The following is a 14,519-nucleotide window of genomic DNA, read 5'->3' as shown; positions in this document are numbered from 1 at the left end:
TTTATTTTCATGTGTAATTTACTAATTCGAATTTTTAAGTTCAGTACATGAACATTATTTAAAATCAATCCGTTCATTGTCTCCGAAAGTATCGTAACTCGAGGTAATCACTTTTTCTCCGGTTTGCAATCCTTCCAATACTTCGAAATATTGAGAATTCTGTCTGCCGATTTTGATGTTTCGTTTGGTGGCAAACCGCCCCGATTCATCCAAAACAAATACCCATTGTCCGCCGGTGCTTTGGAAGAATCCCCCACGGGCCAGCAGAGTAGCTTCAACCGCTTGTCCCAATTCAAGTTTTATGTGATAGGTTTGCCCGGTACGTAAATTATCAGGTGATTTTCCATCGAAAATAAGATCGACCTTAAAACGGCCATCGCGAACCTCAGGATATACTTTTTTAGCTTTCAGAATAAACTCCTGATCGTTGCGCTGCAGCGAAGCACTTAAATCGCGGCGGACACGGTCAATATAATGTTCATCGACTTCGGCACTCACCTTAAAATTGTTCAAAATATGAAGCTGACCTATTCTCTCGCCACGGCTAATCGATTGACCGATTTCAATATCCAGACTTCCCAGCTGACCATCAGCCGGTGCTTTAATATTCAGGTTCTCCAGTCGTTCCCGAACCATTTCAAGGTTTTGTTTCATGTTATTCAGACTGCTGTTCATTTGTGTTTTCTGATTCTCCCGAAAGATGGAATCCTGCACCATTCGTTGATATCTTAACTGGCGGTCTTGCAGGGAAAGGTCATAATCTTCCTTCGATCTTAAGTAGACTTCTTTCGAAATAAATCCCTTTTCGAATAAAAGCAGGTTCTGTTCGTATTGTCTCTTTTGTCTGATGATGTCGCTGTCGATACTAAGAATTTGTTGTTTGTTGCTGATTTTCTGCTGTTCCATATTAATCAAAGTATTGCGCAGCTCATTGGCCTGATAGGCAAGTGACGACTCAGTATTGAGAATCTGCAATTTAAGATCGTTGTTAATCAGCCTGAGAATAACATCGCCTTTTTTCACCAATTCTCCTTCGTCAATTAATTTTTCGACGACTTTACCACCTTCCTCTACATCCATGTAAATGGTCGTTTTCGGTTCAACGGTTCCAACAATCGAAATGTAATCTTTAAACTCTGCCTGCGAAACTTCTGTTATGGTGAGTTTATCGAGTTCGGTACGATAGGTAGAGGTAGAACTACTCAGCAGCATCCACACTAACAAACCCAGAAAAATGACTCCAAGCAGGATATAAATATGCTTGGTTTTAAAACCTTTCTTCACTTCTATTTTACGATCCATTGACATATGTAAGCTCTTTTTGTTTTAAAGCGGAATATTTGATTCCTTGTTTGTATTTTTTCTCTGTGCATTTCTCAGTGTGCTCTGTGGTTTATTCTTTTCTGCATCATCAAGAATAAATTCGATTGAACAATTTCAAATACATGTTTATTCCAATTCATTCACCCAATGCTTATCCAATCCTGTGCCAAGGCTTGTAAGTTTCATATTAGTAGAGGTTTGTGTTGTGGTTGTAAAATGGAAGTGTAAAAAAAATAGACAATCGTTGTCTAATTTTTTGAAAAGCTTTTTACTTTAGATCTGAAAAGTAAACGAGTTTCCCATTCCAGTCTAAAATCATTTATGAAAAAGCTTGGGATATTGAGAGCCGAAAAATGAATCTGGTATAAGACAAATGAATAATCGATGTGATTTCTAACTACTTTTTACTAATGACTAGTTACTCCAAAAAAATATGAAAGAGGCCAAAATTTTAATTGTTGATGACAATAAAAGCATTTTAAGCGCTTTGGATTTGTTACTAACCGGAAGCTGTAAAAAAGTAAAATGTTTGTCGAGCCCAAATGCCTTGCTTTCAGAATTGAAAAGTGACAGCTACGATGTTGTGCTTTTGGATATGAATTTTAAAGCAGGAATTAATACCGGAAACGAAGGGATTTATTGGTTGAATCAAATTTTGGAATACAATTCGGGATTGAGTGTGGTAATGATTACTGCCTATGGAGATGTAGAGTTGGCTGTGAAAGCAGTGCGTTCGGGAGCTGTCGATTTTGTTCTGAAACCTTGGGAGAATGAGAAGATGCTGACAACTATCGAGATGGCCTGGAAATTAAGTCACTCCAGAAAAGAGGTAAAGAATCTTCGGTTAAAGGAAAATGAATTCATTGCTGAGATTAACAAAAATAAGAATCACATTATTGGAAGTTCGCCGGCTTGGGAAAAAGTGATGGATGTGGTTCGAAAAGTGGCCATGACCAATGCGAATATCTTGATTACCGGAGAAAATGGAACCGGAAAGGAATTGGTTGCCCGGGAGATCCATCGCCTGTCGAACCGAAGCCAGAATGTGATGGTTACCGTTGATATGGGATCCATAGCCGAAAATTTGTTCGAGAGTGAATTGTTCGGGCACAAAAAGGGAGCATTTACCGATGCCGGAACCGATCGGATGGGGAAAATTGAAGCGGCCAACGAAGGCACACTCTTCCTCGACGAAATAGGAAATTTATCCATGCCAATGCAGGCAAAATTGTTATCGGTTTTGCAGAACAGGACATTGACCCGCCTGGGCGAAAATTTACCGGTTGATATTGATTTGAGATTGGTTTGTGCGACCAATTGCAATTTGTCCAAAATGATTGGAGAAGGACGTTTTCGGGAGGATTTGCTTTACCGGATCAACACCATACAAATTGAATTGCCGTCCTTGCGCGACCGTATTGCTGACATTCCCGAATTGGTGCAGTTTTTTGTGAAGCTTTACGCTGAAAAATACAATAAGAAGGGGCTCAGTATTTCTTCGGATGCAATTGCAAAGTTACAAACTTACCGTTGGCCCGGAAATGTACGTGAATTGCAGCATGCAATCGAAAAAGCCGTAATTCTTAGCGATACACATTTAATTGGGACAAGAGATTTTGTTTTTAAAATGGATGAGTTTTCGGCTGCGGAGGCTTATGGCGGCACGTTGGAAGATATGGAGAAACAGTTGATTTTGGGAGCAATCGAAAAGCAAATGGGCAACTTGTCTGCCGTATCGGCGCAATTAGGAGTAACACGTCAAACATTGTACAATAAAATTAAGAAGTATGGCTTATAGACACTACAATTCAGCTTTATTTGTACGGCTTGGTTTTGTGATTTTTTTCGCAGTGCTGATTGGCTGTTTTTTGTCGCAGGCATCCTATTATTTAGTCTTACCAATTGTCTTGGTCGAAATTGTTTTGGTATTTCAATTTGTTCGTTTTCTGAACAAAACGCACAAGGAGATGAACTACTTTGTTCAGTCCATTAAAAATGAAGATACCACTTTGCGTTTCCCCATTAAAACAGGCAATGCCATTATAAACGAACTGCATCAAAGTTTGAACGAGTTGAATGGAATTTTGCAGCAAGTGCAGGTGAAAAGCAAAATTAAGGAGAAATATTTCGGAGAAATTCTTCAAAACATTGCAACCGGAGTCGTAGTACTTGCCGAAGATGGTTACGTTACCGATGTGAACTCTTCAGCTTTGGAACTACTCGGCTTGCAGACATTTACTCATATCAAGCAACTCGATCAAGTCGATTCAAAATTTACATCAGGTCTTACAGAACTAAAAAACCGCCAGAAAAAAGTATTGGATCTCATCTTAAAAAAAGAACGGATACAGGTGATTTCGAGATGTTCGGTAATTCGTCTGGAGAATGAAGAAGTGAAGCTAATAACTTTACAGGATATTCGGGGAGAACTGGAACGAAAGGAAATTGATGCCTGGGTAAAACTGATTAGAGTACTCAGTCACGAAATAATGAATTCATTGGCTCCGGTTACTTCCATTTCTCAATCTCTGAAAAGAATATGGGAACAGAAATTGGGAGCCATACCCGATGTGTCCGATGATATTCATGTAGAAAAAACCATTAACGGTTTGGGTGTGATCACCGAGATGAGCGAAGCACTGATTCGTTTTGTACAATCGTATCGGGTACTGTCCAAAGCACCGGAACCTAAATTAACCACCATCGATGCGCATTCTTTTTTCGACCGTTTAAATATTCTGTTGTCGCCCATAAAAGAGAGTTTTTCGGGAAATTTAAAATTGACACCACCGGTTAAAAATTTTAATTTTACAGCTGATGAACAAATGATGGTTCAGGTAATTATTAATCTGGTGAAGAATGCTGCAGAAGCTTTCAACGGACAAAGCTCTGAACTCAATGCCAACGCAAACATAAGCGTGACCTCAATTAAAAAAGGCGAAATTACGGAGATAAGGGTAACAGATAATGGACATGGTATTGATGAAGAAATTGCGGATGAAATTTTCATTCCTTTTTTCACCACAAAAGAGAATGGTTCGGGCATTGGTTTGAGTTATTCCCGACAAATTATGCGTGCCCATGGCGGCAGTCTGCTTTGCCGTTCGAAAGTGGGAGAAACCGTGTTTACGGTGAGGTGGTAGCGCTTTACTGATGAATTAATAGCATATATTTTTCGAAGACTCTTAAATGCAATGCTTTGTTAGGCTATTGTAAGCGTTTGATTTTTAGTGTGTTTTACGAACAAAGTATTGTTGGTTAAAAAATTGAAAATAAGCAAGATGTAAATCAAACTAGTTACTAATTACTAAAATCTAACGGACTCTTAAAATAAATAGTATGAACAAGTAAAATTTGAATTTTAATTTTTTAGATTTTTAAATAAATAATACCTTAGCGCTCTTTATAAAAATCATAAAACTAATTATTGATTCATGGAAAATTTAGAAACACAAGGAACTGAAACTAAAAATGAGTTGTTGTTGGAAACTCAGGCAGAAGTATATTTACGTGAAACCACTAAGTGGGCGAAGTTTTTAGCCATTGTTGGCTTTATTTTTATGGGATTCATGGTGTTGGGATCATTTGTAGTGTTTGCTTTGGCCGGATCAATGGCAAACATAATACCATTTCCTATTGGAGGAATCGGTTTTTTATATTTGGTACTAGCGGGAGTGTACTTCTTTCCAATCTATTATTTGCTGCAATTTGCAAATAAAGCAAAGTTTGCACTTGCAGGTAAGAGCACGCAAAGCCTTACCGAGTCGATGAAGTACATGAAATCGCACTACAAATTTATGGGAATTTTCACCATTGTGATGCTTGCCTTATACCCAATTGTAATGATTGTTGTCGTTATTGTTGCTGCAAGTCAGGGCTTCTAAAAAAGATATCAATACCTGTAAAAGCTCCCTTTTTGTTTCAACCGAAAGGGAGTTTTTTTATATCTTGACTCTACCTTTTACAATACATTTAAATCTGCAAAATGATCACACTAAAACCACTCACCCCCGAAAACCTCTCTTTATTTTACAAATGGATCCGAGATGAGGAAGCAATCATTTATTCCTTATCGGTATTTCAGGCGATGAAAACCGATCAACAGATTGAAGATTGGTATGCACAATCAATAAAGGATAACAGGAACAGCAATCACGGAATTTATGCAGATGGTGTTTTTGTTGGTTATGCAGGCATCAGCGGCATTTCAAATATCAACAAGTCGGGAGAATATTTCATTTTTATAGGCGATAAAAACTATTGGGGAAAGGGAATTGGTACCCAAGTCACCCAAATGATTGTGAAAATGGGTTTTGAAGAATTGGGTTTGAACCGCATTATGCTGAGTGTTTCGGTGCCTAATGTTGGAGGCGTAAAAGCATACGAACGGGCCGGTTTTGTTTTGGAAGGCCGATTTCGGGAAGCAGCGCTTCGAAATGGGGAATATCACGACAAGTTGGTAATGTCGGTACTGAAATCGGAATGGAGACCGTAGGGGCACGACATGTCGTGTCCGCTCATCAGTTTAATTCAGTGAAAATTCGACAAAATAGAATGGTGACACTTATTTTTTCAAAATTCATATCAACACATTCCCCCACATTTTCTAACTTGGAAAATCACAGCAAGTGCATTTCGAAATGGAAGAGCACTTCTTAGCTAAAATGATTCATATGAAGAAAATCGATCTAAAGAAAAAATACAAACCCTTTTATTCCGAGCGGAAAGGCCGTATTTCGATAGTTGAAGTGCCGGAATTTAAGTACTTGCAATGCAGCGGACAAGGAAATCCAAATACTTCGGTTGATTATAAAAATGCAATAGAGGCATTGTATGCTTTGTCGTACAAAATTAAATTCGCAATACGGGAAAGTAAAGATGTGGATTATGGGGTAATGCCACTGGAATGTTTGTGGTGGATGGATGATATGAACGAATTTTCGAGAGACAGGATTGATGAGTGGAAATGGTCGGCCATGATTATGCAACCCAATTTTATAACCAAAGAAATTGTAGAGACTGCCCGCGAACAGGTGAGCAAAAAGAAGGAACTGCCCTATTTGGGCAACATCGAATTGGTCGATTTCTGCGACGGATTGTCTGCACAAATAGGGCATTTTGGATCTTATGCCGATGAGGCTACAAGCATCGGGGAACTGCATAAATACATTGCCGATAATGGCTTCGAACGAAGTGGCAAACACCGCGAAATTTACCTGAATGATCCCCGACGAACCGCCCCCGAAAACCTAAAAACAATTATTCGCCAACCCATTGTGAAATTGTAGGGTCACACCGCGGTGTGATTTCTGTATTGAATACAATAAACGGACACGACATGTCGTGTCCCTACCGTTTTACAATCAATTAAATTGTATTGTTTAATATAATATTGTAACTTCTTGTTTTTTATGAAAGACAGGTATGCGAAATAGGAAAATAATCAGAAAACAAAATCATGATTACAGCAGTGATGGATGGTATTTTGTAAGCATTTGCACCAAAGACCGCGAATGCTGTTTTGGCAGAATAATAAATGATGTTATGCACCCAAACACAATCGGAAAACAGGCAAATGTATTTATACAGGAAATTTGCAATCATTTTCCACATGTTGAATTGGGTAAATTTGTTGTTATGCCCAACCACATCCACATCATTGTGGGAATCGTAGGGACACGACATGTCGTGTCCGTCCAGGCAATGGATACCGAGGTCACCAACGAATTTAAAAATGGCGTGTCCGAATTGGATCATGTTGTGCAATTGAATCAATTTGGCAAAACAATTCCCGGTTCTTTATCAGCAATCATCGGACAATTTAAATCCACATTAACCCGATGGTGCAGAGCCAATGATTATGACAGTTTCGCATGGCAATCACGTTTTCACGATCACATGATCCGCACCGACGAATCGTTTGAACGAATTTCGGAATACGTTGAAAATAATCCAGCCAATTGGATCACCGACAAATTTCACCGGTAGGCTAACGCCATGATGTGACCGTTTTAATGACCATTCACCAAATCCCAATCATTAATTCCCAAACATTCCGCAAATTGTTGTAATCATCAAACCAATATTTTATTGAATTTTAAAATACGGATGCCTGAAAAGGCCACGACATGTCGTGGTCCTACAGAAAATCCCCCAAACACAAAGGTCTGGGGGATGAGAAATGAGATGTTTATTGATTGAAAAAAATGATTTTTAGTTTTCTGCCACTATTATTTCCTGTTCATCTTTAGTTTCTTCGTTTGGTTTGCTGTTACTGGCAGCAGGAAACTTGAACCATTTTAAAGTTTCCTCGTTGTCTTCGTATAAAATGCGCGCCGCTTTAAAGTAAACAGCCATTTTTTCGTGCAAATTGTTCAATTTCAACATGCGGTTTTCAGTTGCACGACTACGATCCATAATACAGTCCGATTGCAAAATCATATTTGCCTTAAGGCTGTCGCGGTGAGCCAATATCTTACTAAAGCTTTCATCTGTCCATCCTAATTTTAGTAAGGGTTCCGCATTACGGACCGAAACCATATGAAGATCGGTTAAAAACATATACATGTTCTTTCCACTTTTTCGGGCCTCTTCGTAGTCGTTAAAGCCAAACTGATCCCACATTTTTTTATCGTTGGGAAATGCCATTTGGATATCGAATTTGCATCGCTGAAAAAATTTACAGCAAGCATCCAGATCGAGCTTTACATTTTCGGTTGCCTTTGCCTGTATGTCTACATAAGCATTATCGGAAGTGATGTTGCAGGCTTCATCGTAAACAACCTTTAGGTCGGTCAGCCCCTCAGGAGTAAAAATGGGCGAAAAATTGATAAAATCATTGTGTTTTTCTTCGATTAGTTTAATTCTCGGACCCGAGAAACTGATAAAATTGGCATCTGTGCCATAATACGATCTTGATTGCGTCATATCAATTGTTTTTTTAAATTTTAGTATAAACAGTATGAAAATTACTAGATCTTGATGTGAAAAACAAGAGGAAGGAATTAAATAATTAAGTTTATAAGTATGCAGACAGGTGAAACGCCCTAAAACAAAGAGAAAGTAATCATATTGTTTTTATTTATGAATATTTTATTTTCATAAATAATCATCGGTTTAAGAATAAAAAGCTTCTATTCATACATTTTTAAAGGGTATTTTTCAAGGGTGTTTAAATATTTCTCGAAATTATTTCTGAAGAATTAAAAAGTAAGTTTGGCAATGAGGCAGTTTGCTTTTAAATGCTGTTTTTGCTTCTTATTCAATTGATTATGTTGTTTTTATTGATGTTTGTGATTGCATGGAATCATTTATGTTTCATTATTTTTGAATTTAAATTGTTATCAAACAAGTCTGAAGCGTTCCGCCCTAAGTTTGAAGCATTCCGGCATAAGTCTGAAGCGTTCCGCCCTAAGTTTGAAGTGTTCCGGCATAAGTCTGAAGTATTCCGCCCTAAGTCTGAAGCGTTCCGCCCTAAGTCTGAAGTGTTCCGGCATAAGTCTGAAGCGTTCCGTCCTAAGTTTATACTTGTGCGATGCCCGGCAATCCGAAACTGATTCCCCAAACAGATAAACCTAAAACGGCAAGTAAGAAAGTGGGGAGGAGGAAATAAAAAGGTGTGCTTACAAGCAACACACATTTACCACCAGATGACAGGATTTTTGTAAATTGCGAAGGGGCCAATAAGAATTTTATGACCGATACGCATTCCAAAGAAATACGATCCTACAACATGTCCCGAATAAAAGGGAAGAACACCAAACCCGAGTTGGTAGTACGAAAGTTTTTGTTTGCCAACGGATTTCGCTACCGCCTGCATGCAAAGAACCTGCCGGGCAAGCCGGATATTGTGCTGCCCAAATACAAAACCGTAATTTTTGTAAACGGATGCTTTTGGCACGGCCACCCAAACTGCAAATACTTTGTACTGCCCAAAACACGAACCGAGTGGTGGCTGCAAAAGATCACCAACACCCAAAAGCGCGACCGGCAGGCCAAAACCGAACTCCACACTTTGGGTTGGCGTGTAATCACCATTTGGGAATGCGAACTAAAACCAAAAAGGGTGGAGGAGACGCTTACTGCTGTTTTATCATATTTTCGGAAAATAAAATAGTGATAGCTTATTCTGTTTTTACCTTAAAGTTTACTAGAGTGTTGTTCTAATTCTGTGAATAAGGCATTTGTGAAGATTGGTTATGTATTATGATATTTTTATTACTTTTGAGAGAACCCAAACAACCTAACTCAATTTAAATGCGAAACCCGAATTGGACAAGAGAAGAATTGGTTCTTGCCTTTAACCTATACCTGCAAACCGAATATCGAAAGATTACCCAAACAAATCCTGAGATTATTCAATTGGCCGAACGCATTGGCCGAAGTCCCGGCGCAGTTAGTTTTAAACTTTCGAATTTAGCCAGTCTCGATCCGGTTGTAAAAAGCAAGGGTAAAAAAGGACATGCAAATGCAGGCAAAGCAACTGAAGATATTTTTGTGGAGTTTCAGAATGACAGGGAAGCACTGATATTTGAAAGCGAACGAATTCTTGCGCAATTCGAGGGCAACAGCATCGAAAATAAATATCAGGCACAACTTCCCGAACTAGGCAACTTGCTTGGCGAAACCCGCGAACGATACGTGAAAACACGGGTGAACCAAAACTTTTTTCGTAAGATGATACTCACCAATTATCACAGCAAATGTGCAGTTACAGGTATCGACTTGCCACAACTACTCATAGCCAGTCACATCATCCCTTGGGCCGAAAACGAAAAGGAAAGATTAAACCCTGAAAATGGCATTTGCCTTTCTTCACTCTACGACAAGGCATTCGACCAACACCTAATTAGTTTCGATGAGGATTACCGCATGATTCTCTCCAAAAACCTAAAAGAACACTGCACCAAAGCATACTATCAAAACCATTTCGGCAAACTGGAAGGACAAGAGATGATCTTACCTAGCAGGGGGTTGCCGAGTGAGGAATTTCTTGCAATACATAGAAACGATTTAATAAACTATTAATACTCAAATCATACTACAATGGCTTTAAAACCTCATTTACTTTTTAATAAAGCTCCGGAAGCAAATGCTAACTTTAAATATGGAATTAGATACCCTAGCAATTCCAAGGACAAAGAGGAAGAAGAAGAAATAAATGAATACCCTGAAAAAGTCAAAGTTTTCGAAAAGTCAATAAGGGATTTTAAACATGAGTATTCTAAAAGGCAAGAAGAAAGAATTAAAGACGCTCCTGTTCCTCAAGAAATCATTTCAATCGAACTTCATTTTCATGGTTTATTTAAAGCGAATGATTTTGAAAAAAGTTACTTAAGCGATTTTGGTTTAGCTCCATTAAAGTATTTTGATTTTAATACAAAAGGTCTATTTACTGTTATTGATAAAATAGCTTTTAAATCATTTTGGTTAAACCTTAGGAATTTTGTAAAATGTGAAAATCATAACACTCCGAATTATAATAGGAACCTTCTATTCATAGAAAACTTTAAACTTCACACAACAACTGACAGGTTACAAAGATATACTCAACCTGAATATGCAATTTATTTTGAGATGATCGACTCAGCATTAATGGATTACGACTTTATTAAGCCAACAACGAATTCATTAAAACAATATCTTAATGAGAATAAAATTGAATTCATCTTCAATGAGGAAATCCAAAGTTTTGAAATACCAAAAGTACCAAGAGAATTAATCGAAATTATTGCTCGAAATTTTGATGCCATCCATTCAGTAAATTCTTTCCGTCATACAATAACATATCCAAATAAATTTGGATTAAACATGAAGGGCTATCCGTTTAAAATTTTTGCACATAATAATATACCAACAATTGGAATTATAGATACGGGAATATCTTCAGAAACACCTTTATCAAGTATTATAATAAATAAGGACAATACTTTCGCTATAAATGGAATGAATCCATTAGTAGATGAGGCTGATGGAGGATATGGACATGGAACATCTGTAGCTGCTCTAGCTGCACTCGGGGGTAAATTATCAAATGGGTTTGAGGCTGAAATCTATGCGGATGCAATGGTATTGTCCATGAAAATATTAGGTGAAAGTTCTGGAAACATAATTAACACAGATGTTCTTAGTTTAATAAAAACAGTTTGTGAAGACCCTTCTTTAAATATCAAATTATTTACATTAACAATAAACTATGAAAGCCACTTAGAGTCAAATGATAATATTTCTGAATATGCATACCAACTGGACAAACTTGCTTTTGATTACGATATTCTAATTTTTATTAGTACAGCTAATCAAGGTTCTGAATTGGATTGGAATAATTTAGATGCTGAATATCCAGATCATTTCAAAAAATCATGCTCTAATTTAAAGAGTCCTTCTGAAAGCATGAATAATATGACTATTGGAGCGATTGGAGACAATTTTGAAGATCAAAAACTAACAAACAGTGAATTACCCCTCTCCAGTGCTGATGAACCTGCCGTTTATACCCGAAAATATCATTTAGATAGCAAACGGATGAAAAAACCAAACCCTAAGCTAATTAAACCTGATGTTGTTTTTGCAGGCGGAAACTTTAGTTTGCAAAGATGGGATTTTAATAATTCATGGATCGTAGAGCCTGCTGGTTCATCTGCACTGAAAGTGTTGTCAGCTAATAAAAATGACATAATAATTAAACAGACTGGAACAAGCTTATCGACTCCTCTTATAGCAAACTTAGCTGCTAAAATATTAAATAAATATCCCACATTAAAACCACAAACAGTTAAAGCACTAATCATTAATTCTTCAAAAAAGGTTAGTAAGAATAAGAAATTTGATTCATTCACTAATTCAGAATTCAATTGCCTCGTTGGACATGGTGTACCTAATAGTGAAAAGTGCTTATTTTCAGATGAGAACTCAGCGACATTAATTTTAGAAGATCAAATCAACATTAACAGGTGTAGAAATTTCACACTTCAAATTCCTGATTATTTCAATACGGTAGAGCAAGAAAAAAGCTTATTGAAATTTGAAGTCACACTTTGTTATAACTTTAAACCTATAAACAATAATCAAATTGCTTACTGCCCTGTAAATATAAATTTCGGTATTTTTAAAAATGTCCCCCTAGAAAGAAGTCATAAAACTAAAGATAAAGCTGGGCGTAATCGAACGGTTTATACTGGTATCACAGGTGCTTCTAAAAGTAGTTTTGCATTTAAGGAAGGATGGTCACAATACCAAGATGGTATGGATCGTAGTAAAATGTTAAGTAATGTTCAGAAAATGAATTTCACTGCAAAAAGGGAGGATATTATTAATGAAAACAATTGTTTTAAATTAGCTATTGGATCCCATTTTCATAAAATATTACCCGATTTCGTAACGGAAACATTACCCAATGAATATAGTTTTTCATTGGTAATAAGAGTCTCCGATAACCAAAAGAAATCATGTTTAGAAGGGAAATTATACAATAAAATAAAATTAATAAATGATCTTGAGATAATTCCATCTGCAATAATAGAGGGTGACCTAGAAGCAGAATTATAGTAATAAAAAAAAGCTCCAATTTTGGAGCTTTTTTTATGCTTGTTCTTTTTCGATTAAAGAAATCCAAAGTTTAGTATCAATCTTAGGTTTAAGATCTTTCTTTTGATGATCGAGACTTAATAGACTTCTTTTAATAGTTGTAATTAATGATTTCTGAATGGTATAATACGATAAACCTTGACAGGCTTTTATGATTTTAGCCAAATTCCTCTTATTATCAAATTCAAAAATACCATTACTAAGAGTTTTGTTAATGATTTCTTTAATATGAGTTTCGTCTGGTAATTCCAGATTTACCTGTAAATCAAACCTTCTCATCAAAGCAGTATCAATCATATCTGCATGATTAGTTGCAGCAATTATAATATTATCTTGTGGTAGATAATCAAACAATTGCAAGATGGTGTTTACAACTCTTTTCATCTCGCCATGATCTTGAGAAAAATCTCTAACCTTTCCTAAAGAATCAAATTCATCTAAAAAGATTATACAGTCTTCTGTTGCTGCTCTTTTAAATATCTTCGAAAGATTCTTACTTGTTTCACCTAATTTTGAAGAGACGATTGCACCTAAATTAATCACAATCATTAATTTATTTAGCTCTCCTGCTAATACATATGCGGCTAATGTTTTTCCACAGCCAGAAGGTCCATGAAAAAGGAGTTTATTAGATACAGGAAGATTAAATTCTTGTAAAATTTCAATTCTCCGATGTTCTTGGACAAAATAATCTAGTTCTTCCTTAATATTATCAGTACATACTAAATTATCAAAACTATAATCTGAAGTTAATTTTTCAAGAATGAATTCATTAATCTCTCTGTCTTCTTCTTGTGAAATATGTTTTTTAGATCCATGAATAGCTAATCCAGTCGAAGACTGCTGCCTTATTGAATCTTTTAATAAGGATTGTAATTGTAGCGCGAAATTTGTCTTTCTTGTTTTCTTAGAATGATCAATAAGTTCATTAAGGGCATGCAACAACCTATCCTGATCGTTTTCAAGACCATATTTAGCAATTTCTTTTATGTATTTAGATTGAGTCATTCTTAGCGTATATTAACAAACTACTACAAAATAAACTAAATTTAAGTAAAGTGCAATAATTTAATTGATTATGAAGATAGTCTGATTTTAAGAAAAAAATGTTTGACTGTATGAAAAATGAAAATGTAGAATTAAGGTTTAATATTAACAACAAAGCTAATTTATTTAATTAAGAATGTTCGGATATTTAAAATTGACTTGTGAAATATTTTATTATTCTGCTTGATGAGATTAGTTGCAAATTTTTATAAGCAATGGCAATCCCAATTGTTGGCGCATTTTGTTTGTGTAGGGGTTTAACCCAAAGGTTTTTAAAATGAATATCGCATGCATTGCGCGGTAGGGTCACACCATGGTGTGACCGAAATATGACATGTCGTGTCCGTAAAACACCATGGTGTTACCGTTTTAATGACCATTCACCGAATCCCAATCAATTATTTCCAAACAATCTGCAAATTTTTGCAATCATCAAACAAACATTTTATTGAATTTGAAAATCAGGGACACCTGAAAATAAAAGGCCACGCCATGTCGTGTCCCTACGGTTTTCGTGAACAAATTATTTGTGTGGATTTATGTTGTGTTGTGCATGGTAGGGA

At 36.5% G+C, this 14,519-nt stretch carries 13 protein-coding genes; 10 read left to right on the top strand and 3 right to left on the bottom strand.

Going from position 1 to position 14,519, the window contains the following annotated elements; genetic code table 11:
* Nucleotides 1-54 precede the first annotated feature (54 nt).
* Entirely contained in the window at nucleotides 55-1,308 is a 1,254-nt protein-coding gene (locus QUH73_RS05010) for an efflux RND transporter periplasmic adaptor subunit (RefSeq protein ID WP_289529365.1), read from the bottom strand.
* Nucleotides 1,309-1,756: 448 nt separating this feature from the next.
* On the opposite strand from QUH73_RS05010, the gene QUH73_RS05005 reads away from it, so the two are divergent.
* The 6 genes from QUH73_RS05005 (at nucleotide 1,757) to QUH73_RS04980 (ending at nucleotide 7,311) form a co-directional block, all read left to right on the top strand.
* Nucleotides 1,757-3,121 (top strand): sigma-54-dependent transcriptional regulator, encoded by a 1,365-nt coding sequence (locus QUH73_RS05005; protein ID WP_289529364.1) that lies wholly within the window; start codon nucleotides 1,757-1,759, stop codon nucleotides 3,119-3,121.
* Complete coding sequence (locus QUH73_RS05000) at nucleotides 3,111-4,466, top strand: sensor histidine kinase (protein WP_289529363.1); 1,356 nt, start codon at nucleotides 3,111-3,113, stop codon at nucleotides 4,464-4,466. The genes QUH73_RS05005 and QUH73_RS05000 overlap by 11 nt, the downstream gene beginning before the upstream one ends.
* A 291-nt stretch (nucleotides 4,467-4,757) precedes the next feature.
* A complete protein-coding gene (locus tag QUH73_RS04995; protein ID WP_289529362.1) occupies nucleotides 4,758-5,207 on the top strand; it encodes a hypothetical protein in 450 nt (149 codons plus the stop codon).
* Between the two features lie 101 nt (nucleotides 5,208-5,308).
* Complete coding sequence (locus tag QUH73_RS04990) at nucleotides 5,309-5,818, top strand: GNAT family N-acetyltransferase (RefSeq protein ID WP_289529361.1); 510 nt, start codon at nucleotides 5,309-5,311, stop codon at nucleotides 5,816-5,818.
* Between the two features lie 178 nt (nucleotides 5,819-5,996).
* Complete coding sequence (locus tag QUH73_RS04985; RefSeq protein ID WP_289529360.1) at nucleotides 5,997-6,611, top strand: GyrI-like domain-containing protein; 615 nt, start codon at nucleotides 5,997-5,999, stop codon at nucleotides 6,609-6,611.
* Between the two features lie 136 nt (nucleotides 6,612-6,747).
* Entirely contained in the window at nucleotides 6,748-7,311 is a 564-nt protein-coding gene (locus QUH73_RS04980; protein WP_289529359.1) for a transposase, read from the top strand.
* A gap of 225 nt (nucleotides 7,312-7,536) precedes the next feature.
* Here the strand turns inward: QUH73_RS04980 and QUH73_RS04975 are convergent, their stop codons facing one another.
* Entirely contained in the window at nucleotides 7,537-8,250 is a 714-nt protein-coding gene (locus tag QUH73_RS04975) for a hypothetical protein (protein ID WP_289529358.1), read from the bottom strand.
* Between the two features lie 766 nt (nucleotides 8,251-9,016).
* On the opposite strand from QUH73_RS04975, the gene QUH73_RS04970 reads away from it, so the two are divergent.
* From QUH73_RS04970 to QUH73_RS04960, 3 genes are all read left to right on the top strand, one after another.
* Nucleotides 9,017-9,439, top strand: coding sequence for a very short patch repair endonuclease (locus QUH73_RS04970; RefSeq protein ID WP_289529357.1), 423 nt, complete (start codon nucleotides 9,017-9,019; stop codon nucleotides 9,437-9,439).
* Between the two features lie 140 nt (nucleotides 9,440-9,579).
* Nucleotides 9,580-10,350 carry an HNH endonuclease gene (locus QUH73_RS04965; protein WP_289529356.1) on the top strand — a complete coding sequence of 257 codons (771 nt, stop codon included), beginning with the start codon at nucleotides 9,580-9,582 and terminating at the stop codon, nucleotides 10,348-10,350.
* Between the two features lie 18 nt (nucleotides 10,351-10,368).
* Entirely contained in the window at nucleotides 10,369-12,870 is a 2,502-nt protein-coding gene (locus QUH73_RS04960; RefSeq protein WP_289529355.1) for a S8 family peptidase, read from the top strand.
* A 33-nt stretch (nucleotides 12,871-12,903) separates the two neighbouring features.
* On the opposite strand, the gene QUH73_RS04955 is transcribed toward QUH73_RS04960, so the two are convergent.
* Nucleotides 12,904-13,917: an AAA family ATPase gene (locus QUH73_RS04955; RefSeq protein ID WP_289529354.1), complete on the bottom strand. Its 1,014-nt coding sequence runs from the start codon at nucleotides 13,915-13,917 to the stop codon at nucleotides 12,904-12,906.
* A 378-nt stretch (nucleotides 13,918-14,295) separates the two neighbouring features.
* Between QUH73_RS04955 and QUH73_RS04950 the strand changes: the two genes are divergently transcribed.
* Nucleotides 14,296-14,519 (top strand): hypothetical protein (locus tag QUH73_RS04950; protein ID WP_289529353.1); only part of this gene is annotated, 224 nt, incomplete at its 3' end.

This window comes from Labilibaculum sp. K2S (assembly GCF_030372765.1).
Classification (GTDB): Bacteria; Bacteroidota; Bacteroidia; order Bacteroidales; family Marinifilaceae; genus Labilibaculum.
Note: the sequence above shows the minus strand (reverse complement) of the source record. Positions and strands in the feature narration are given on the sequence as shown.

Excerpts from the sequence above, each read along its gene's own strand:
- QUH73_RS05000 (WP_289529363.1), top strand. The coding sequence starts at position 3,111 with ATGGCTTATAGACACTACAATTCAGCTTTATTTGTACGGCTTGGTTTT.
- QUH73_RS04965 (WP_289529356.1), top strand. The coding sequence starts at position 9,580 with ATGCGAAACCCGAATTGGACAAGAGAAGAATTGGTTCTTGCCTTTAAC.
- QUH73_RS04995 (WP_289529362.1), top strand. The coding sequence starts at position 4,758 with ATGGAAAATTTAGAAACACAAGGAACTGAAACTAAAAATGAGTTGTTG.
- QUH73_RS04960 (WP_289529355.1), top strand. The coding sequence starts at position 10,369 with ATGGCTTTAAAACCTCATTTACTTTTTAATAAAGCTCCGGAAGCAAAT.
- QUH73_RS04990 (WP_289529361.1), top strand. The coding sequence starts at position 5,309 with ATGATCACACTAAAACCACTCACCCCCGAAAACCTCTCTTTATTTTAC.
- QUH73_RS04985 (WP_289529360.1), top strand. The coding sequence starts at position 5,997 with ATGAAGAAAATCGATCTAAAGAAAAAATACAAACCCTTTTATTCCGAG.
- QUH73_RS05010 (WP_289529365.1), bottom strand. The coding sequence starts at position 1,308 with ATGTCAATGGATCGTAAAATAGAAGTGAAGAAAGGTTTTAAAACCAAG.
- QUH73_RS04955 (WP_289529354.1), bottom strand. The coding sequence starts at position 13,917 with ATGACTCAATCTAAATACATAAAAGAAATTGCTAAATATGGTCTTGAA.
- QUH73_RS04980 (WP_289529359.1), top strand. The coding sequence starts at position 6,748 with ATGCGAAATAGGAAAATAATCAGAAAACAAAATCATGATTACAGCAGT.
- QUH73_RS04975 (WP_289529358.1), bottom strand. The coding sequence starts at position 8,250 with ATGACGCAATCAAGATCGTATTATGGCACAGATGCCAATTTTATCAGT.
- QUH73_RS04970 (WP_289529357.1), top strand. The coding sequence starts at position 9,017 with ATGACCGATACGCATTCCAAAGAAATACGATCCTACAACATGTCCCGA.
- QUH73_RS05005 (WP_289529364.1), top strand. The coding sequence starts at position 1,757 with ATGAAAGAGGCCAAAATTTTAATTGTTGATGACAATAAAAGCATTTTA.